Here is a 17,817-nt window from a genome sequence, read left to right as displayed (position 1 = left end):
TGATCTAGTGCGAATCGGTCAGCGTTGTGTCCCGGCGCGGCGACGGGGGCGGAACAGGCGCCGCCAGCCTATCACCACGCCGCTGACGGAGATGAGGAGCCCGGCGGCGGACAGCGCCCACACGGCAATGTCCCACGCGGGCCGGTGCCGCAGCAGCCAGCCCAGGTCCCAGCTGTGCGCCGCGTTGAACAGCCAGCGGTAGGCGCGCCGGCTGCCGTCGCTGCGGCCGAGCAGGCTGCCGTTGGTGGCGTCGAGATAGGCCCAGGTGGCGGCGGCGTCGTCGAAGCGTACCCGCAGCACGGGCAGCTTGCGCGGCTGGTGATGGCTGTACCAGTAGTCGTCCGGCTGCGTCAGCAGTTCGCTCCCGGCGATGCCGGCCCCGGGCACCAGGCTGGCGGCAGCTGCGGTGAGCCGCTCGCCGGTTGGCGCGAGCGCGGCGCCGGTATCGGCGCGATAGGCGAGGCCGTCCTGCGCCGCGGTCGCCACCAGCAGCACCGGCTGGCCTGCCTGCCACGTCATGCGGATTTCGCGCGGTCGCCCGGCGGCGCGCAACTGGCTGGCCAGCGCGCTGCCGTCCAGATCGGCAAAGCGCGGCAAGGTCTGTCCCGCATAGCGCTCGAGCGCGGCCTGGTCGAAATTCCGCCCCGGGAACCACTGGTTGGGGTTGACCGAGAGCCAGCCGCTGGCCAGCCATGCCAGCAGGAACAGCGCGCCGCCCAGCCCGGCGACATGGTGCCAGGCCATCCAGCCGTGGTAGGGCGAGGTGCCGCCCGCGCTGCCATGCGCAAAGCGGCGCTGCACGCGCAGCCGCAGCCAGCCGATCCAGATGCCGCTCACCGCCACGGCCATGCACACGCCGGAGGTCCACAGCACCACCTGCCGCCACAGCGGGGGATCGGCGCGCACCGGCGTGAAGTACAGCCAGTGCGGCACCGCGCCCAGCCAGTTCCAGAAGCGCTCGGCGCGCCTGGTGTCGCGCATGACTTCGCCGGTGCGCGCGGACACGTACAGTTCGGTGCCGGCATCGTCGTCCAGCGCGATGCGGTGCAGCGGGCGCCAGGCGTTCAGGCCGTTGGGCACGGTCCACTGGTCGCGCTCGGCGGTCTCGACCCAGCGTGCCTTGCCCACACGGGCGAAGCGCGCGGCGATGTCCTGCGCGGTGGCGGCATCCACCTGCCCGATGGGCGCGCCGTCGCGCGCGGAGACCGTGTGCGGCGTGCCGCGCCAGTCGACCATGCGGTAGACCGGCTGGGTGCCCATCATCTCCAGGCGCAGGCTGCGCGGGAAGCGCTCCAGGCCGGCGCTGGCCATGGCGGCGGCCGGCGTGACCCGCACCGCGGGCAGGTCCAGCGGCGGCAGGCCGGCGAGGCGTTCTGCATCGGTCAGCGCGGGAAAGGCCACGTACATCATGACCAGGCCCGAGAGAAACCACATCGCGATCAGCAGGCAGCCGGCGATGCCGGCCCAGCGGTGGATCAGGTAGAGCCAGCGTCGCGTGAAGCGCCAGCCGCGCTCCCGCCAGGACCCCGGGCGGCGCATCGTGGCCATGCCTAGAAGTAGARGTTGGCCGACAACTCTGCCGCGCGCGGCCGCCCCAGCAGCCACTGCCCGCCGCTGTTGCCGGAGGTCTCGGCGTAGTTGCGGTTGAACAGGTTGTACACGCGCAGCGCCAGCGCCGTCTTGCGCGACACGCGCCACTGCAGCGAGGCGTCCACCACGGTGTACGAGGGCATGGCCGTGGTGTTGGCGTTGTTGGTATAGCGCCGGCCCACATAGCGCAGGCCGCTGCCCACCTGCCACTGCGGCGCGAAGGCCCAGGTCAGCCACAGGTTGGCCGCCTGCTGCGGCACGCCAGTCGGCACATTGCCGTTGCGCGAGACCAGCGCGCCGTTCACGCTTTCGGCGAAATCGTCATAGCGCGCGCGCAGCACGGTGCCGTTGGCGTCCACGCGCAGGCCGCGCATGAGTTCGATGCTGAGGGAGGCTTCCAGCCCGCGCGAGGACTGCTCGCCTACCTGCACCGTCAGCGCCGGGTTGCTGGCGTCGCGCGTGAGCAGGTTCTTCTTCACGATCTGGTACGCGGCGAAGGTCCATTCGCCGCGCTGGTCCCAGAACGATTGCTTGATGCCGGCCTCGATCTGCCGGCCGGTGGCGAGCTTGAAGTCCTTCTGCGCGTCCGAGGTGGTGATCAGCGCGCCGAGCGGATCGGTGGCGGTGGCGTACTGCGCGTAGACCGACAGCTTCGGCGTGAGCTCGTAGACCGTGCCGGCGCGCCACGTCACGTTGTTGAAGTTGCGGGTCCAGTCGTCGCCAGTGAGCAGGTTGCCGCGCTCGAGCTGGGCATGGTCGAAGCGCACGCCGCCTATCACCGACCACTGCTGCGTGAGCTTGAGGCGGTCCTCGCCGAACAGGGCGGCTTGCGTGGTGTGGGTGCGGTAGCGCGGCGAAGTGACCACCCCCGGCGGGCTGAAGAACTGGCCCGGATCGAACTGATAGGCGTTGACGGTGGACGTGCCGCCGTAGGGCGAGTTGTTGCTGTGGGTGAAGTTGATGCGGTTGACGTCGAAGCCCACCGTGGCGGTGTTGGCCATGCCGAACAGCTGCCCGTCGATCTTCAGGTCGGCGCGGTCGCCTACCTGTTCCTGGTCGTGCAGGATTTCCAGGTAGTCGGTGCGGCGCACCTGGCCGGAGGCGGGGAGGAAGGTGTAGGACTCGGCATCGCGCCAGTGGCGCTGGCTGGTGAGGTAGTAGAACTGGTTGCGCACGGTCACGCGTTCGTTCGGCTGCCATTGCGCGGCCAGGCGCGTCCAGCGGTCGCGGTAGGTGATCTCGCTGTCGCCCACGTTGTAGTTCTTCGTGCGCAGCGACGTATCCAGGCTGCCGTTGACCAGCGGCGTACCGAAATAGCGCATCGGGTGCTGGTCGCCGTCGTCATAGGACAGCGTGACATTGAACTCCGGCGAGACGTCGAGCCGCACCGCGGCGGATACGGCCACGTTGCGCGATTCGCCGCGTTCCACCCAGCCGGCGGAGCGTCCGTAGTTGACATTGAAGCGGTAGGAGAGGTTGTCGTTGACCGCGCCGCCGGTGTCGAAGGCCGCGCGCGCCGTCCGCTGGGTGCCGCCGGTGAGCTGCAGCTCGTTGGTGATCGGCGCGCGCATCGGCTTCTTGGGAATCACGTTGACCACGCCGCCGATGGCGCCCTCGCCATACATGACCGACGCCGCGCCGCGCAGCACCTCGATGCGGTCAACCGACCAGGTATCGAAGGGGAAGGTCACCGTGCCGGCCGCCACGTAGAGGCGCGTGCCGTCGTAGAGTTGCATCACCGAGCCCTGGCCCGAGAAGCCGCGCGCGGTCAGCGCGGTGCCGCCGTTGCCGGGGGCGCCGTTGGCGATGATGCCGGTGGCGCGGGACACGGCGTCGCTCACGGTCAGGTCGCCGCGCTCGCGGATCACCTCGCCGGGCAGCACCTCCACGCTGGCCGGGGTCTCGAGCGGCGTCAGTCCCAGCCGGCTGGCGGTACTGGCAGGTTCCGACAGCGACAGGCCGGGCAGCGCCGCCGCGCTGCTGATCACCACCGGCGGCAGCACGGCGGCGTCTTTCGGTGCCGGCTGCGCATGCGCGCGGCCGGGTGCTTCGGTGTCTTCGGCGGCCCGGGCGGCCTCCGCGCCGGCGCCGGCAAAGGCCCCCAGCGACAGTGCCAGCGCACAACCGCGGGCCAGCTTGCGGCGGGTGGGGGAAAACCGGGGCCGGACAGGGCCGGGCGGGGCGGTGCGGGTGAAACGGGAGCGCGCGGGCATGGACTTTCCATCGTGAGCCGCAGGCGACCCCGCCCGCGGCAATGAACGAACAAGCCACGGACGCGCGCGCAATGGCGCCGGGACGCATGCCCGGCAGCCTCACGCCTTGCCGCCCGTCCGCAGCCTCGGTGATCGTTCGCAAGGCCGGTATCCGGGCTCGCAGGGGGACGCACTGCCGCTTGGGCGCGTCCAGGGTGCCGCCTTCCCACGCGTTCCGACGCGCAGTGGCTGCCGCGGCCTGTGGGCCCGGCGTGACACCTTTCTACCTGCTGACCGTTGCGGGGGCAGCACAGGATTTGCCGCGCACATGGCGGCGCACCTGTTTCCCGTTTAACCCTCGCCGCGTGTCGCGCGGCGGGGGCACCTTCGAACCTGTTGCAATCCAATTGCAGGAGCAATGTGGAAAGCGACCGCGATTGTAACGGGATTTCTACTGTGCTTGCCTGGTGGCCTGGCCCTTCGTTGTGATCACGCACACCGGGGCGGTGGTGCACCGGGATGGCGATCTGCGGCGCGATTTTGGTGCTTTATGCGCCATTCCGTCCGCATCCTGGTGGCTTCTTGCGGAGATGCCGCACGCAGCGCTAAAGAAGACAAGGTGCGCTCCGATATCCGTGCATGCCGCGTGCCTTTTGCATCGCCGGCGCATGCCTGGATATAAAGCGAACCCTTCCATGAATCACCTGACCCTGCGAAAAAAGCTGTGGATCCCCCTCGTGCTGGCCTGGCTCGGCCTGCTGCTGCTGACCGTGACGCACGCCTTCCAGACCCGGCAACTGCAGATGGCGGACCGTCGCGGCGAACTGGCCAACGTGGTCGACATGTCGCTGTCGCTGGTGCGTGACTACGCCGAGCAGGCGCGCCTGGGCAAGATGACCGAAGACGAAGCCCGTGCGCAGGCCATCGCCCGCATCGCCGCGCAGCGCTACGGCAAGGATGGCTATATCACCATCGTCGGCGCGGATTCGGTGCTGGTGATGCATCCGATCAACGCCAAGCTCAACGGCAAGAACATGATCGACTTCAAGGATGCCAAGGGCAATGCCTTGTACGTCGAGATTGCCGCGCGTGGCGCGTCGCCCGAGGGCGCGGGACACCTGGACTACTGGTGGCCCAAGCCCGGCAGCGACCAGGCCAGCCCCAAGATCGGCTACGTGGCCCGCTACAAGCCGTGGGGCTGGGATCTCGTCGCCGGCACCTATATGGATGATGTGCAGGCACAGTTCCGCGCTTCCCTGTATCAGTCGCTTGGCCTGCTGGTGCTGCTCGGCATCGTGATCTCGGTGGTGGCCACGCTGCTGATCCGCAGCATCCAGCGCTCGGTCGGTGGCGAGCCCGCTGCGGCGGCGGCGCTGGCGCTGCGCATGGCCGGCGGCGACCTCACGGTGCGTGCCGACACCGCCCCGGATGACAATGCCAGCCTGATGTACGCCATCGGCCATATGCGCGACCAGCTTGCCGGCACGGTGGCGGGCATCCAGCAGTCGGCCGATTCCATCAGCGCCGCCGCGCAGCAGATCGCCGCCGGCAACACCGACCTGTCGAGCCGCACCGAGCAGCAGGCGGCCTCGCTGGAGCAGACCGCCGCCAGCATGGAGCAGATCACCGCCACCGTGCGCCAGAACGCCGACAACGCCGCCGAGGCCAGCCAGTACGTGGCCGATGCCGCGCAGATCGCGCAGCAGGGCGGCAGCGTGGTGAGCGAGGTCGTGGCCAAGATGCGCGGCATCACTGCCAGCTCGCGCAAGATCAACGACATCATCRGCGTGATCGACGGCATCGCSTTCCAGACCAAYATCCTSGCGCTSAATGCAGCGGTGGAAGCSGCGCGTGCCGGCGAGCAGGGCCGCGGCTTCGCCGTGGTGGCCGGCGAGGTGCGCAACCTCGCGCAGCGCAGCGCGGGTGCCGCCAAGGAAATCAAGACCTTGATCGTGGAATCGGTGGGGCAGGTCGACAGCGGCTCCGCCCTGGTCGAGCAGGCCGGCCAGACCATGGCCGAGATCGTCAACGCGGTGGGCCGCGTGACCGCCATCATGGACGGCATCGCCTCGGCCACGGCCGAACAGCGCACCGGCATCGAGGAGGTCAACCGCGCGGTCTCGCAGATGGACCAGATGACGCAGCAGAACGCAGCGCTGGTGGAGCAGGCCAGCGCGGCCGCGGCCTCGCTCGAAGACCAGGCCGGCGCGCTGCACCATGCGGTGTCCGCCTTCCGCCTCGTGCCGGCATGAGTGCGCGGGCCGGGCGCGCGCCGTTTGCGCGCCCGGCCCTATCCCTATAGCAGCGACTTGCCCTGCGCCAGGATCTTGTCGCAGACCTGCTTGGTGACCTGATCCTTGAGGCCGCCGCCGCTGAGGTCGAACTTGTTGCCGTCGCTGCTGCTGAGTATTCCCTTGGCGCCGTCCGTGTAGCCGGGGTCCGATGTCGCCGAGCCGCCGAGCTTGCCCATCAGCTGGTCCTTGACGGACGAAGCGCCGCCGCCGCCGAGGTAGTTGTTCTTGACGCAATACTCCAGCACACCGGCCACATTGCCGATGCTGCCGGAACTCAGCGATTGCAGCGAAGGCATGCCGCCGCCCAGGCTGCCGGCGAGGCCGCCCAGGCCGCCGGTGCTGCTTCCTCCGCCCTGCGTGGCTCCCTTGAGCATGTCGCCGATCTGCGCGTGGATCGCGGCCGCCGGCAGCAGGCCGGCGAGCAGGATCGACACGGCAGTGATGCGGTAGATGCTGGATTTCATGCGGTCTTCCTCCGGGGTGGGATCATGGCAGCTTCCAATATAGTGCGTGGCGGGCAGGCCATCGCCACGGGTGCACGGGCGCGACCCAGCCCGCGGCGCTCCGGCGCTGGCGCGCCCGGTAGCCGGATGCCCCTTGCGACCCACCGCAGGGACAATGCATCACTCGCGGGTGCGGCGCGGCCCATGCCGGCGCGGAAGCCGGCCCCGCATTTCCCCTGGATCGGCGGATCGGCAATGGCGGCGCGGCGGTATACGTGGCTGCCGGGCGGGAACTGCGGGGCCGCGATTGCTGGGTCGCGGTGCGCGCGCTCGCCCCGCTCATCTCCAGCCCGTTCTTCCTGGGGGCGTCGGCCAATGGCGTGGAGACCTCGGCCCCGCTCCACTGCGCCGGAGGCGGCACGGTCGCCCGCGCGACAGCGGCGCAAGACGCCACGGGCCGGGTCGCGCATCAAGCGGATGCCATGCGCCAGGCAGACGGCGTCACGGCCTCCTCCTGGCGCCATGCAGCCCGCAATGCGTGCGGGCTGGCAAAGCCGCAGTGCGCGGCCACCTGTTCCATGGGCCAGTCGCTTTCGCGCAGCAGCCGCCGCGCCAGCGCAACGCGCAATTGCTGCTGGTACTGCTTTAGCGTCACGCCGCATTGCTGGTGGAACAGCCGGGCCAGTTGCCGGTAGCTCAGCGCGAAGCGGGCGGCCAGCGCCGCATAGGGCAGCGCGTAGTCCGGCCGGGCCGTCAGGAAATCTTGCACGGCGTGGATGACCGCGTGATCGTGGTCGCGGTAGCGTAGTTGCGCGTCGAGCGCGGGATCCTGGCTCAGGCGGCGGAACGGCACCACGTTGTCGCGCGCCACGCGGATCGCCGCCGGCGCGCCGAAATCGCGCGCGATCAGGTGCAACGCCAGGTCGATGCCGGCCGTGACGCCGGCCGAGGTGACCAGCCCGCCGTCGTCGACCAGCAGCCGGTTAGCCAGCACGCGCGCGCGCGGATGGCGTTGCTGCAGCCGCTGGAGGTAGTCGTGGTGGGTGGTGCAGTCGCGCCCGTCGAGCAGCCCCGCGGCGCCCAGCAGCCAGGCGCCGGTGCAGACGCTGGCCAGCAGGATGTCGCCAAGGCGCGGGCGCGCAATGCGCTGCAGCCATTGCACGATCTGCCTGTTGCCCGGTGACAGCGGGGCGTCTGGCGCGAGCTTGCATCCCGCCACGATGACGGCATCGCCGTGCGCCAGCGTGGCCGGCAGGGGCTTGAGCGCGCTCAGCCTCAGGCCCTGGAAGCTCTCCAGCTCGCGTTCCGGTCCCACGCAGATGCACTCGACCGAGCCCAGCCCCAGCTCGCCCAGCGAGCCGAACAACTGCAGCGGCCCGGCCAGGTCGAGCACGTGCACTTTTGGCGGGAGGACGAAGTAGATCCGTTTCATTCGATGGCGGGGCGGGGCCGTTCAATGGATGGCATGTTTTTTACGCCGGGAGGCAGAGTATCTGCTTTGCGCCAGGCTGCTTTGTTTTTACCATGGCACATAACTTACCTGGCCATACTGGCCACCTCATCACGGGAGACATGATGCTACAGCTCAGACCGACTTGCGAACACTGCGACAAGGCGCTGCCGCCGGCTTCGGGCGAAGCGCGCATCTGCAGCTATGAATGCACGTTTTGCGCCGCGTGCGTGGACGATATCCTGCAGAACGTCTGTCCCAATTGCGGCGGCGGCTTCACGCCCAGGCCGGTGCGGCCCGCGCGCAACTGGAAGAACAACAATTGCCTCGGCAAGGACCCGGCCAGCACGCAGAAGAAGCACAAGCCGGTCGATCCGCAGGCACATGCGCTTTTTGCCGCGCCCATTGCCGGCATTGCGCCGGAACAGCGCTGAGCGGCCGGGAAAAAGCTATTCGTCCCGATGGTGCAGCAACGTCATCAGCACCGAAGCATCCTCGATGCCGCGCAGCGCGTGCGGTGCGCCGGGCGCCAGGTACATCAGGTCGCCGGCGTCCATGCGCTGGCTGCTGCCATGCGCCTCCATCTCGATCGCGCCCTCCAGGCAGAGCACGGTGATCGCGCCGGGCACGCTGTGTTCCGGGAGCGACTTGCCGGCCGGCAGCACCAGTCGCATGACCTGCAGGTCCGCTGCGCGCACCAGCGTCAGGTTCTGGGCCTGCCGCAGCGCGGCGCCCAGCGGGCGGAGTTTGACGATCTCACCGGTTGCTGCGTGATGCTGAGCCATGACCATTCTCCATCGATGCGGACGCGCCGGCAGGTGGCCGGCGCCATGTGAAGGGGACTTCCGCCAGCTGTCGCCAGCCATGCTACCGGAATAGCGCAGCACCCGCCCCGGCGCAAGGGCGCGCTGGCGTCAGCACGCGCCAGGCCGTGGCAGCCTTACCGAAACACGCCCGCTCGCCGGACCGGCGGCGCTGCAATGGCTTGCCCCCGGCGCCGTGATTTTCTAGCATGGTTGCGCAGGCGCGGCTTGCCGCGAATACCGCGGCGGTCCCGCCGTCCCGACACACCGCGCGTACCCACGGAGCCTTGTCCTTGCTGCTTCGCCTTCGCCTTCGCCTTGCCGCGGCCCTGGTGCCGGTCCTTGCGGCTGCCGCCTGCGCCAGCGTGCCGGGCCTGCCGTGCGCGCCAGGCGAACATCGCGCCGTTGCCGAGTTGATGTATTTCGGCACGGCCATGCCGGGCGGGACGGTGTCGGAAGACGCATGGGCCGCCTTCCTGCGCGATTCCGCCACCCCGCGCTTTCCGCAGGGTTTGACAGTATGGCGGGCGGCCGGACAGTGGCGCGCGCCGGGCCCGGAGGGGATCGGGCGCGAAGCAGCCTATGTGCTGAGCATCGTGCATGGAGATGACGACGCTAGCAACGCTGCGGTGCGCGCCATTGCCGCGGAGTACAAGGCGCGCTTCAGCCAGGAGGCGGTGCTGCGGACCAGAAGCGCGGTCTGCGCCGCGTTCTAGCGCGCAGATTCCCGGCGGAGCGCCTCGCCGGGCTGGATGGATGGTTCGCTCTCAGTGCGCGCGGCTTGCGTCCTGGCGGCGCACCGCGAAGTCTGCGAGCAGCGCCACGACCAGCGCCACGCCGCCGCAGGCGAAGATCAGCGCATAGTTGTTGTGCGAAACGCCGAACAGATAGGAGTAGCCGTAGCCGCCGAGCGCCTGGAATAGCGCGAACGCCGTGGTGGCGCGGCTCCACGCGGCACGCTGCTCGACATGGTCGTGCGGCACCATTTCATGGATGYGGCCCAGCGTAAGCGGCACGATGCCGGGCGTGAAAATACCGAGGATGACCGTGGCAACGCCGATCAGCACGGCGCTGCCCGACAGCGCCAGCATGGCCGCTGCAAGCGCCTGCAGCGCCAGCGCGATGCGATAGGCGGAGCGGAAGCCGATGCGGTCCGCGACGTTGCCGCACAGGACCGGGCCGGCGATGGCCGCAATGCCGTACAAGACCCAATAGCTCGCACCGACGGCCGCACCGCGGCCGAGCCCGCGCGCTACATAATCGACCAGCAGCACCATGGCTGGCACCAGGCCCAGCGCGTTCGCTGCGTACTGGGCATACAACACCCGCATGGCCGTGTTCGCGCCGCGGGCCGGGGCGGCAGCGGATTGCGCTGGCGCGCTAGCGGCGCCGGCGGCTTGCGCTGCGTTATCGCCGGGCCAGCCGAACCAGCTCACCGCGGTCAGCACGAGGGCCACCACGCCGAGCCCGAGCCACGTGTCCCGCAGGCCAAGCTGCAGCAGTTGCGGAACGATGGTGCCGGACGCGGCGATGCCAAGGCCCAGCCCGAGGAAGATCATGCCCCCCGCGAAGCCGCGGCGCGCCGGCGGGATGTGCGGCAGGATCGTGGTCGCCACCAGCACCATGATGGCGCCGCCCGACAAGCCCGAAGCAAAGCGCCACAGGAAGAACCAGCTCACGGAAAGCGGAAAGCCGCAGGCAAAGAAGGCCACCGTGGCGACCAGCATCAGCAAGCGCAGCGCGCTGCGGTTGGACAGCGCGCTGGCGAGCGGGCGGCCCAGCAAGGCGCCGGCCAGGTAGCCGGCGAAATTGGCCGCGCCGAGCGTCACTGCTTGTGACGAGGTGAACCAGTGCGCCTGGATCAGCGAAGGGATCAGGGGCGTGTAGGCGAACCGGGCCAGCCCGATGGCGACCAGGCTGCCGCAAAGGCCGGCCAGCATGGCGAACATGGCTTGCGCATCCAGCGCGCTGGCGCGGCCTGGCATGGCAAGGGTGTCTTGTGACATGAACTTCTCCTGCGATGGACCCGAAGCCGTTGGCGACAGGCCTTCCATTGTGGGAACGGCGTCAGCGTGAAAGCGATTGCCTTGTTTTGTTGCGATCGATATAGAACGGATACTATAACACTCGATATAAAACGCAAGCAGATTTTTTGTGGCAAATAGTGCACAGCAGGACGAGATGGCCGGGCCCGCTTCATGCCGGTCTGTTCGGCACCCCGCATGCCGGGCCCGGCATGCGTTGAGACCCGCGGATGCGCGTGAAACAATGGCCTGGCGTGTTAGCTATGCAAACGGGAGAGCGAAAATGACAGACAACGCCCGCCTTCGGCTGCTCCGGATCGCGCTGGTAGTGGTGGGCGCGGTTGCGCTCGCGCTCTATCCGCTGATGGTGCTGTGGCCATCCGGCTGGGCATGGCACAGCGGGTACTCGGACTATCCGCTGATGATCGTCGGCATCTACGCGACGCTGGGTGTGTTCCTGATCCTCGCGGCGCGCGATCCGCTGCGCCACCTGAGCCTGATCTGGTTCACGGTGTGGTCGAGCCTGGTGCACGGCGGCATCATGGCTGTCGAGGCGCTCGCGAGCGTGCACCAGCGCGGGCACCTGCTTGGCGACGTGCCCGGTTTGCTTATCGCAGCAGCGGTGCTGGCCGTGCTGACACCGCGCGGATCGACGGTGCGGCGGCTGCGCGGGGAGCGCTAGGCCGCGGGCCGGGCGCTCCGGGGCAGGCCGGCCGCCCGGAGGTGCCGGGCGCTATGCGCCGGCCGGCAGGATCTCCACATCCGCAATCCAGTTGCGCTGCCGCCGCGCCAGCCGGTCCTCCGTGCTTTCGCCGTCGAAGGTGGTGCTTGCGGGATGGCGCACCAGCGCCGGATCCACGCCTTCCAGCGCATTGACGCTGACCACCGCATAGAGCCGCCCGCCGATCTGGCAGCTGACCAGCGGGACCACACCGCAGCGGGTGCAGACATGGAAGCGGGCAGTCTCGGTGCCGAAGGCGTATCCGGAGACGGCGGCGGGGTCCTTGACGATGACCCTCAGCGAGCCCTCGGGGCAGGAGGTCCAGACCCCGCCATGCTTGGTGCAGAACGAGCAGGTGCAGCGGCGCGCGGGGATCTCCGGCGCGTCGGACTTCCAGTCGAGCGTGAACGAGATATTGCCGCAGTGGCAGCTGCCGGTGGTGAGCATGCGACGGCTCCGGGGTTCCGATAAGGACGTTGAACGGATGCATCCTGCATTGGGGAGATGCAGCGTCCGGCGACCATATCACGAGTGAGCGCAGGGGCGGAACACGGGCGTGAATCCTGCCCCACCGGCAACCCGCTGCCGGACGACCGTACCTCGGTGACGAAAGACGTGGCGCGCCCTGCCGCTACCGCGCCGGTGCAACGTGCATTCGCCCGGGAGCCAGGATCGCGGCGGCCGCAGCCGTCGTTAGAAGGATCCGAAGGTCCCGCCGATGAGGATCACCGCGACCAGTGCGGCGATGGGGCCGGCGATGCCCACCACCACGATGTCACGATAGCTCTCGCGGTGGGTGGTGCCGCACACCGCCAGCAGGGTTACCACCGCGCCGTTGTGCGGCAGGCTGTCGAGCGTGCCGGCGCCGATCACGGCGACACGGTGCATCAGGGCCGGGTCGATGCCGGTGACTTCGGCCAGTTGCAGATAGGTGCCGCCGAGCGCCTGCAGCGCGATGGTCAGGCCGCCCGAGGCCGAGCCGGTCAGCGCGGCCAGCACATTGGTGGCCACCGCGAGCGATACCAGCGGACCGCCCTCGATCGACAGCACCCAGTCGCGCACCACGTCGAAGCCGGGCAGGGCTGCCACCACCGCGCCGAAACCCACCAGGCTGGCCACGCTCACGGCCGGCAGCACGGCCGCATTGGCGCCGGCGTCCATGCTCTCGCGCAGCTTGCGCAGGCGCTTGCGGTGCAGGATCAGCAGGCAGAGCGTGGCGGCCGCCAGCGCCACGATTACCGACCACACCCCGCCCAGCGCCGCCAGGCTGGTGCCGCCCCAGCGCTCGTCGGCCAGGTAGCCGGCGTCCTGGCGCGGCAGTACCAGCAGGCTCATGACCAGGTTGACGGCGACCACCACCACCAGCGGCGCGAAGGCGCTCCACACGGCAGGCAGTTCTTCGCTGCGCGCGCCGCGGTGGGCCTCGGCGGGATCGAATTCGCGCGCCACGGTGGCGCGCTCGCGCACCAGCGCATCGTCGGCAGCGCGGTCGGCGCAAGCCAGCGCATGGTCGCCGAAGGTCTCGCCCGCGCGGCGCGCGGCACGCTCCACCCGCCCCAGCCACCAGAGCCCGAAGCCCAGCATGATGGCCGCGGCAATCACGCCCAGGCCCGGCGCGGCGAACGGCGTGGTGCCGAAGAACGGCATGGGGATGGCGTTCTGGATGGCCGGCGTGCCCGGCAGCGCGGACATGGTGAAGGTGGAGGTCCCAAGCGCGATCGCAGCCGGCATCAGCCGGCGCGGGATCTGCGCGGCGGCAAACAGCGCCTGTGCCATCGGCGCCAGCACGAAAAAGGCCACGAACAGGCTGACCCCGCCATAGGTGACCAGCGCACCGGCCAGCACCACCGCCAGGATGGCCCGCCGCGGGCCGAGCTTGAGGATCATCCAGGCGGCGATGGCGTTGACCGAGCCGCTGTCGTCCATCAGCTTGCCGAACAGCGCGCCCAGCAGGAACAGCGGGAAGAACTGCGCGAAGAAGCCCGCCGCATTGGCCATGAAGGTCTGGGTCCAGTGCGCCAGCAGCGGCTCGCCCGCCGTGGCCGCGGCCAGCAGCGCGGCGGCCGGCGCCAGCAGCAGGATGCTCCAGCCCCGGTAGGCCAGCCAGATCAGCAGGCCAAGGGCGAACAGGATGCCAGCAAGACCCATGGGGCAGTTCTCCCGTAGCAGTTGGTCGAGGTCGCAGGAGGAGCGCCGGCACAGCGCATCCACGTGCCGGGACAGCAGGCCGGAGGCGGCCTCGCGTCCCGGTTCGGGCGCCGGCCCGGGCCAGTCGCGGGGGCAATCCGCAAACGTCTACAGCATAGGTGACGCCGGCATGCGGCGTGGCGCACGCGGCGCCACGCTATTGCGCCTGCCGCTCCAGCACCTCCCAGAGTTCGAGCAGGGTAGGGTTGCCGGCGTGGGCCGCGCGGTAGGCGCAGATGTCGAGTCCGGAGTGCCATGTGGCATCGCCGGCCGGCACCAGGGTGCCCGCGGCCAGCGCGTCGGCCGCGGTGGTGCGCGGCAGCCAGGCCACGCCGTGCCCTTCGATGGCCATCTTCATCAGCAGGATCGCCATATCCGCCTCGTAGCAGCGCTCCAGGGGGCGGCGCGGCGGCGTGCCTTCCAGGATGACCTCCACCACGCGCCCGAGCGTGGTGCCGGCGGTATAGGCCAGGTAGGGAATCGGCTTGTGGCCGCTGCCGCCCAGCGAGAACAGCGGGCCGCCGCGCAAGTTGGGCGCGCTCAGCGGCATCAGCAGGTCATGGCCCACGGTCAGGCTGCGGAACTTGTCGGTATCCAGCGAGACCGGCACGCGCGCATGGTTGTAGCCCAGCATCAGGTCGCAGTTGCCCTCCGACAAGGCCACCACCGCTTCGAGCACGTTGGCGGCCACCACGCGTGCATTGAACTGGCCGTAGCGGGCCTGGCAGGCTTTGAGCCAGGTGGGCAGGAAGGTCAGCGACAAGGTGTGCCCGGCGGCGATCTGGATGGCCTTGCCCGGCATGCGGCTTTCCTGGCGCAGGGTGGCGCGCGCGTCCATCAGCAGGGTCAGCGCTTCGCGGCCGCTGGCGCAGAAGGTCTTGCCCGCGGGCGTGAGATCGAGCGGGAAGGTGTTGCGGTCGACCAGCACCGCGCCGGCCCAGTCTTCCAGGGAGCGGATGCGCCGCGACAGGGCCGATTGCGTGATGTGCCGCAACTCGGCGGCACGCGAGAAGCTGCGGGTCTTTTCCAGGACCAGCAGGTCGTCGATCCATTTCAGTTGCATGGCTTGCGCGTTCCTAGGACTGTTTCGGGTGGTCCCGTGAACGGATCGCCGCGGGCCTCTCGCACGGATCTTCCACAGGGGTATTCCATTTTCGCATAGCCTTATGGCCGATCCGCATCCCGGTGTCCGGAAGCCCGCCCTAGAATCATCACTTCCCATCAGCCGGCATATCGCCCGAAGGCGAAGCAGATCCAGCATGACAGGGGCGCGCAAACAAGCTGGCAGGCAAAGCGGCTGCGCCCTGGAACGCATCCGAACCTACCTAGGCAGTCAACGTCTCTCGACGCTTTCCGGAGCTACCCTGATCATGTTCACGCAGTCGCTTTTCCGCACACGTTCGTGCCATGCCGGCCTGCTGCTGGCACTGGCCCTCGGCGCCGCCGCGCCGGCCGCCGCCGCGGACTATCCCGACCACCCGGTGCAACTGGTGTTGTCCTTCCCGCCGTCCGGCGCCACCGACGTGCTGGCGCGTGCGGTGGGGCAGCGCTTGTCCACCGTGCTCAGGCAGCCCGTGGTGGTGGACAACCGCCCGGGCGCGGGCGGCGCCATCGGCATGGGCTACGCGGCCAAGGCCGCGCCCGACGGCTACACGCTGTACCTGGCTGCCGTCAGCAATGCCGCCATCGCGGCAGCCACGTACAACAGCCAGCCTGCCAGCCTGAGCCGGGATTTCGTGCCCATCGCGGGCATCGGCACCGTGCCGCATATCCTGGTGGTGCCGGCCTCGCTGCCGGTGCATTCGGTGCCCGAGCTGGTGAGCCTGCTCAAGGCCTCGCCCGGCAAGTACAACTTCGCCTCGCAGGGCGCCGGCACGCTGTCGCACCTGGAATCGGAGCTGTTCAAGCTGCGCACCGGGGTGGACGTGGTGCACGTGCCATACAAGGGCAGCTCGTTCGCACTGCCGGACCTGATCGCCGGGCGCTCCACCCTGATGTTCGACAGCATTCCCTCGGCGCTGCCGCATGTGAAATCCGGCAAGCTGCGCCTGCTGGCGGTGGCGTCCGGGCAGCGCGTGAGTTCGCTGCCCGATGCGCAGACCGTGACCGAGGCGGGCATCCGCGATTTCCGTGCCGACAACCTGTTTGGCCTGGTCGCGCCGAAGGGCACGCCGCCGCAGGTGGTCCGGCAGCTTGCCGCCGCCATGAAGGAGGTGCTGGCCTCGCCCGAGCTTGGCGCGTCRATGGAAGCGCAGGGCGTGCAGATCAAGTACACCCCGCCCGAGCAGTTCGGCCAGATGATCGGCGACGAGATGCGCACGTGGGAAAAGGTGGCGCGCGCGGCCAACGTGCGGATCGAATAGACGCAGCCGTGAAGACATCGCGCTTTCCGTCGTTTTCTTGTTCTTGAAGTGCCCGGCAGCAGCCGTCCCGCGACGGTGGCTACCGGGCGTTGCAGTCCCCTGATTCCTCAACTTTCAATCGCCGCTCACCGGGCGCAAGCGCTTAGTCCCATGACCAATTTCTGGAATTTCCCCTATCCCTCGCAGCGCGTGCCGGTCCTGGCCGACAACGTGGTGGCCACCTCGCAGCCGCTGGCGGCCGCGGCCGGGCTGCGCATGCTGGCCCGCGGCGGCAACGCCGTGGACGCGGCGCTGGCCACCGCCATCGCCCTGACCGTGGTCGAGCCCTGCATGAACGGGATCGGTGGCGATGCCTTCGCGCTGATCTGGGACGGCAAGGAACTGCACGGCCTGAACGCCAGCGGCCGCGCGCCCGCGGCCTGGACGCCGGAGTATTTCTCGCGCTACGACAGCATGCCCCCCAACGGCTGGGACACCGTGACCGTGCCAGGCGCGGTGTCCGGCTGGCGTGCCACCTGGGAAAAGTTCGGCAGCCTGCCGTTCGCTGACCTGTTCGAGCCCGCGCTGGAATATGCGCGCAATGGCTACCTGGTCTCGCACACCGTGCACCGCCAGTGGCAGGCGCAGGTGCCGGTGCTGATCGACAAGCCGGGCTTTGCCGACGCCTTCGCGCCGAACGGCCGCGCGCCGCTGCCGGGCGAGCGCTTTATCTGCGAGGGCCAGGCGCGGACGCTGGCCCGCATCGCCGAGACCAAGGGCGACGATTTCTATCATGGCGAACTGGCCGGCCGCATTGCCGCGCACGCGCGCGCCACCGGCGGGCTGATCACCGAGGCGGACCTGGCCGCGCACCGCGCTGACTGGGTCCAGCCGATCAGCACGGCCTACCGCGACCTGGAGCTGTTCGAGATCGGCCCGAACGGGCAGGGCATCGGCGCGCTGATGGCGCTGGGCATGCTGGAACAGTTCGACGTGGCCGGCATGGGCGTGGACTCCGCCGCGGCCATCCACGTGCAGGTGGAAGCCATGAAGCTGGCCTTTGCCGACCTGCATGCCTACGTAGGCGACCACACGGCGATGACCGAGGTGCAGGCGGCCGATCTGCTGGATCGCCGCTACCTGGCCAGCCGCGCCAGGACCATCGACCTCGAGCGTGCCGGCGCGGCCGGCCCCGGCAAGCCGCACAGCGGCGGCACGGTCTACCTGACCGCGGCGGACCGCAACGGCATGATGGTTTCGTACATCCAGTCCAATTTCAAGGGCTTCGGCTCCGGCGTGGTGGTGCCCGGCACCGGCATCGCGCTGCATAACCGCGGCTGGGGCTTCAACCTCAAGCCCGGCCACCCCAACCAGGTCAGTCCCGGCAAGCGGCCGTTCCACACCATCATCCCCGGCTTCCTGATGCGCCAGGGCAAGCCGCTGGCCAGCTTCGGCGTGATGGGTGGCTCGATGCAGGCCCAGGGCCATGTGCAGATGGCCAGCCGCCTGGCGGACTTCGGCCAGAACCCGCAAGCCGCGTGCGACGGCCCGCGCTGGCGTGTGCTGGACGACAACAGCACCATCTCGGTGGAATGGAACTGCCCGGAAGCCACCGTGGCAGGGCTGCGCGCGCGCGGGCACAAGGTCGAGGTGGCGCCGCAGGGCAACCTGGACTTCGGCGGCGCCCAGATAGCGATGCGGCTCGACAGCGGCTACGCGGCCGCTTCGGATCACCGCAAGGACGGCTATCCGGTGGGATTCTGAGCACCGG

The 17,817-nt window shown here is 69.4% G+C and carries 15 protein-coding genes and 1 riboswitch; of the genes, 6 read left to right on the top strand and 9 right to left on the bottom strand.

Annotated features, from left to right (window positions below; translation table 11 throughout):
- Nucleotides 1-18: 18 nt before the first annotated feature.
- Nucleotides 19-1,539 (bottom strand): PepSY domain-containing protein, encoded by a 1,521-nt coding sequence (locus AC1DK4_RS00770; RefSeq protein ID WP_441615046.1) that lies wholly within the window; start codon nucleotides 1,537-1,539, stop codon nucleotides 19-21.
- Between the two features lie 11 nt (nucleotides 1,540-1,550).
- Nucleotides 1,551-3,803: a TonB-dependent receptor gene (locus AC1DK4_RS00765; protein ID WP_477131365.1), complete on the bottom strand. Its 2,253-nt coding sequence runs from the start codon at nucleotides 3,801-3,803 to the stop codon at nucleotides 1,551-1,553.
- Nucleotides 3,804-3,928: 125 nt separating this feature from the next.
- Nucleotides 3,929-4,186, bottom strand: a riboswitch (cobalamin riboswitch).
- Nucleotides 4,187-4,477: 291 nt separating this feature from the next.
- On the opposite strand from AC1DK4_RS00765, the gene AC1DK4_RS00760 reads away from it, so the two are divergent.
- Complete coding sequence (locus tag AC1DK4_RS00760; RefSeq protein WP_477131364.1) at nucleotides 4,478-6,034, top strand: methyl-accepting chemotaxis protein; 1,557 nt, start codon at nucleotides 4,478-4,480, stop codon at nucleotides 6,032-6,034.
- Nucleotides 6,035-6,078: 44 nt separating this feature from the next.
- On the opposite strand, the gene AC1DK4_RS00755 is transcribed toward AC1DK4_RS00760, so the two are convergent.
- Together AC1DK4_RS00755 and AC1DK4_RS00750 are read right to left on the bottom strand one after the other, a co-directional pair.
- Nucleotides 6,079-6,540, bottom strand: a complete 462-nt coding sequence (locus AC1DK4_RS00755; RefSeq protein ID WP_441615040.1) for a YjjA family protein — start codon at nucleotides 6,538-6,540, stop codon at nucleotides 6,079-6,081.
- Nucleotides 6,541-6,988: 448 nt separating this feature from the next.
- Nucleotides 6,989-7,951 (bottom strand): GlxA family transcriptional regulator, encoded by a 963-nt coding sequence (locus tag AC1DK4_RS00750; protein ID WP_441615038.1) that lies wholly within the window; start codon nucleotides 7,949-7,951, stop codon nucleotides 6,989-6,991.
- Between the two features lie 143 nt (nucleotides 7,952-8,094).
- Here AC1DK4_RS00750 and AC1DK4_RS00745 point away from each other — a divergent pair, with 143 nt between their 5' ends.
- A complete protein-coding gene (locus AC1DK4_RS00745; RefSeq protein ID WP_441615113.1) occupies nucleotides 8,095-8,403 on the top strand; it encodes a DUF1272 domain-containing protein in 309 nt (102 codons plus the stop codon).
- 15 nt (nucleotides 8,404-8,418) lie between these two features.
- Here AC1DK4_RS00745 and AC1DK4_RS00740 read toward each other — a convergent pair whose 3' ends face one another.
- Entirely contained in the window at nucleotides 8,419-8,754 is a 336-nt protein-coding gene (locus AC1DK4_RS00740; protein ID WP_441615036.1) for a cupin domain-containing protein, read from the bottom strand.
- Between the two features lie 311 nt (nucleotides 8,755-9,065).
- Here AC1DK4_RS00740 and AC1DK4_RS00735 point away from each other — a divergent pair, with 311 nt between their 5' ends.
- Nucleotides 9,066-9,488 carry a DUF3574 domain-containing protein gene (locus AC1DK4_RS00735; RefSeq protein WP_441615035.1) on the top strand — a complete coding sequence of 141 codons (423 nt, stop codon included), beginning with the start codon at nucleotides 9,066-9,068 and terminating at the stop codon, nucleotides 9,486-9,488.
- 51 nt (nucleotides 9,489-9,539) lie between these two features.
- Here the strand turns inward: AC1DK4_RS00735 and AC1DK4_RS00730 are convergent, their stop codons facing one another.
- Complete coding sequence (locus tag AC1DK4_RS00730) at nucleotides 9,540-10,778, bottom strand: YbfB/YjiJ family MFS transporter (RefSeq protein WP_477131363.1); 1,239 nt, start codon at nucleotides 10,776-10,778, stop codon at nucleotides 9,540-9,542.
- Nucleotides 10,779-11,079: 301 nt separating this feature from the next.
- On the opposite strand from AC1DK4_RS00730, the gene AC1DK4_RS00725 reads away from it, so the two are divergent.
- Nucleotides 11,080-11,478: a DUF6632 domain-containing protein gene (locus tag AC1DK4_RS00725; protein WP_441615031.1), complete on the top strand. Its 399-nt coding sequence runs from the start codon at nucleotides 11,080-11,082 to the stop codon at nucleotides 11,476-11,478.
- Between the two features lie 51 nt (nucleotides 11,479-11,529).
- On the opposite strand, the gene AC1DK4_RS00720 is transcribed toward AC1DK4_RS00725, so the two are convergent.
- The 3 genes from AC1DK4_RS00720 to AC1DK4_RS00710 form a co-directional block, all read right to left on the bottom strand.
- Entirely contained in the window at nucleotides 11,530-11,964 is a 435-nt protein-coding gene (locus AC1DK4_RS00720; protein ID WP_441615029.1) for a GFA family protein, read from the bottom strand.
- 246 nt (nucleotides 11,965-12,210) lie between these two features.
- A complete protein-coding gene (locus tag AC1DK4_RS00715) occupies nucleotides 12,211-13,665 on the bottom strand; it encodes a GntP family permease (protein WP_441643284.1) in 1,455 nt (484 codons plus the stop codon).
- Nucleotides 13,666-13,861: 196 nt separating this feature from the next.
- Nucleotides 13,862-14,767, bottom strand: coding sequence for a LysR substrate-binding domain-containing protein (locus AC1DK4_RS00710; protein WP_441615025.1), 906 nt, complete (start codon nucleotides 14,765-14,767; stop codon nucleotides 13,862-13,864).
- Between the two features lie 307 nt (nucleotides 14,768-15,074).
- Here AC1DK4_RS00710 and AC1DK4_RS00705 point away from each other — a divergent pair, with 307 nt between their 5' ends.
- Together AC1DK4_RS00705 and AC1DK4_RS00700 are read left to right on the top strand one after the other, a co-directional pair.
- Complete coding sequence (locus tag AC1DK4_RS00705; protein WP_441615023.1) at nucleotides 15,075-16,067, top strand: Bug family tripartite tricarboxylate transporter substrate binding protein; 993 nt, start codon at nucleotides 15,075-15,077, stop codon at nucleotides 16,065-16,067.
- A gap of 150 nt (nucleotides 16,068-16,217) precedes the next feature.
- Nucleotides 16,218-17,810 carry a gamma-glutamyltransferase family protein gene (locus AC1DK4_RS00700; protein WP_441615021.1) on the top strand — a complete coding sequence of 531 codons (1,593 nt, stop codon included), beginning with the start codon at nucleotides 16,218-16,220 and terminating at the stop codon, nucleotides 17,808-17,810.
- Nucleotides 17,811-17,817 lie beyond the last annotated feature (7 nt).

The organism is Cupriavidus sp. 05N38, assembly GCF_056397345.1.
The sequence above is the reverse complement of the archived record's forward strand: the minus strand, read 5'-3'. Positions and strand labels throughout refer to the sequence as shown.

Excerpts from the sequence above, each read along its gene's own strand:
- AC1DK4_RS00770 (WP_441615046.1), bottom strand. The coding sequence starts at position 1,539 with ATGCGCCGCCCGGGGTCCTGGCGGGAGCGCGGCTGGCGCTTCACGCGA.
- AC1DK4_RS00755 (WP_441615040.1), bottom strand. The coding sequence starts at position 6,540 with ATGAAATCCAGCATCTACCGCATCACTGCCGTGTCGATCCTGCTCGCC.
- AC1DK4_RS00750 (WP_441615038.1), bottom strand. The coding sequence starts at position 7,951 with ATGAAACGGATCTACTTCGTCCTCCCGCCAAAAGTGCACGTGCTCGAC.
- AC1DK4_RS00745 (WP_441615113.1), top strand. The coding sequence starts at position 8,095 with ATGCTACAGCTCAGACCGACTTGCGAACACTGCGACAAGGCGCTGCCG.
- AC1DK4_RS00740 (WP_441615036.1), bottom strand. The coding sequence starts at position 8,754 with ATGGCTCAGCATCACGCAGCAACCGGTGAGATCGTCAAACTCCGCCCG.
- AC1DK4_RS00725 (WP_441615031.1), top strand. The coding sequence starts at position 11,080 with ATGACAGACAACGCCCGCCTTCGGCTGCTCCGGATCGCGCTGGTAGTG.
- AC1DK4_RS00720 (WP_441615029.1), bottom strand. The coding sequence starts at position 11,964 with ATGCTCACCACCGGCAGCTGCCACTGCGGCAATATCTCGTTCACGCTC.
- AC1DK4_RS00715 (WP_441643284.1), bottom strand. The coding sequence starts at position 13,665 with ATGGGTCTTGCTGGCATCCTGTTCGCCCTTGGCCTGCTGATCTGGCTG.
- AC1DK4_RS00710 (WP_441615025.1), bottom strand. The coding sequence starts at position 14,767 with ATGCAACTGAAATGGATCGACGACCTGCTGGTCCTGGAAAAGACCCGC.
- AC1DK4_RS00700 (WP_441615021.1), top strand. The coding sequence starts at position 16,218 with ATGACCAATTTCTGGAATTTCCCCTATCCCTCGCAGCGCGTGCCGGTC.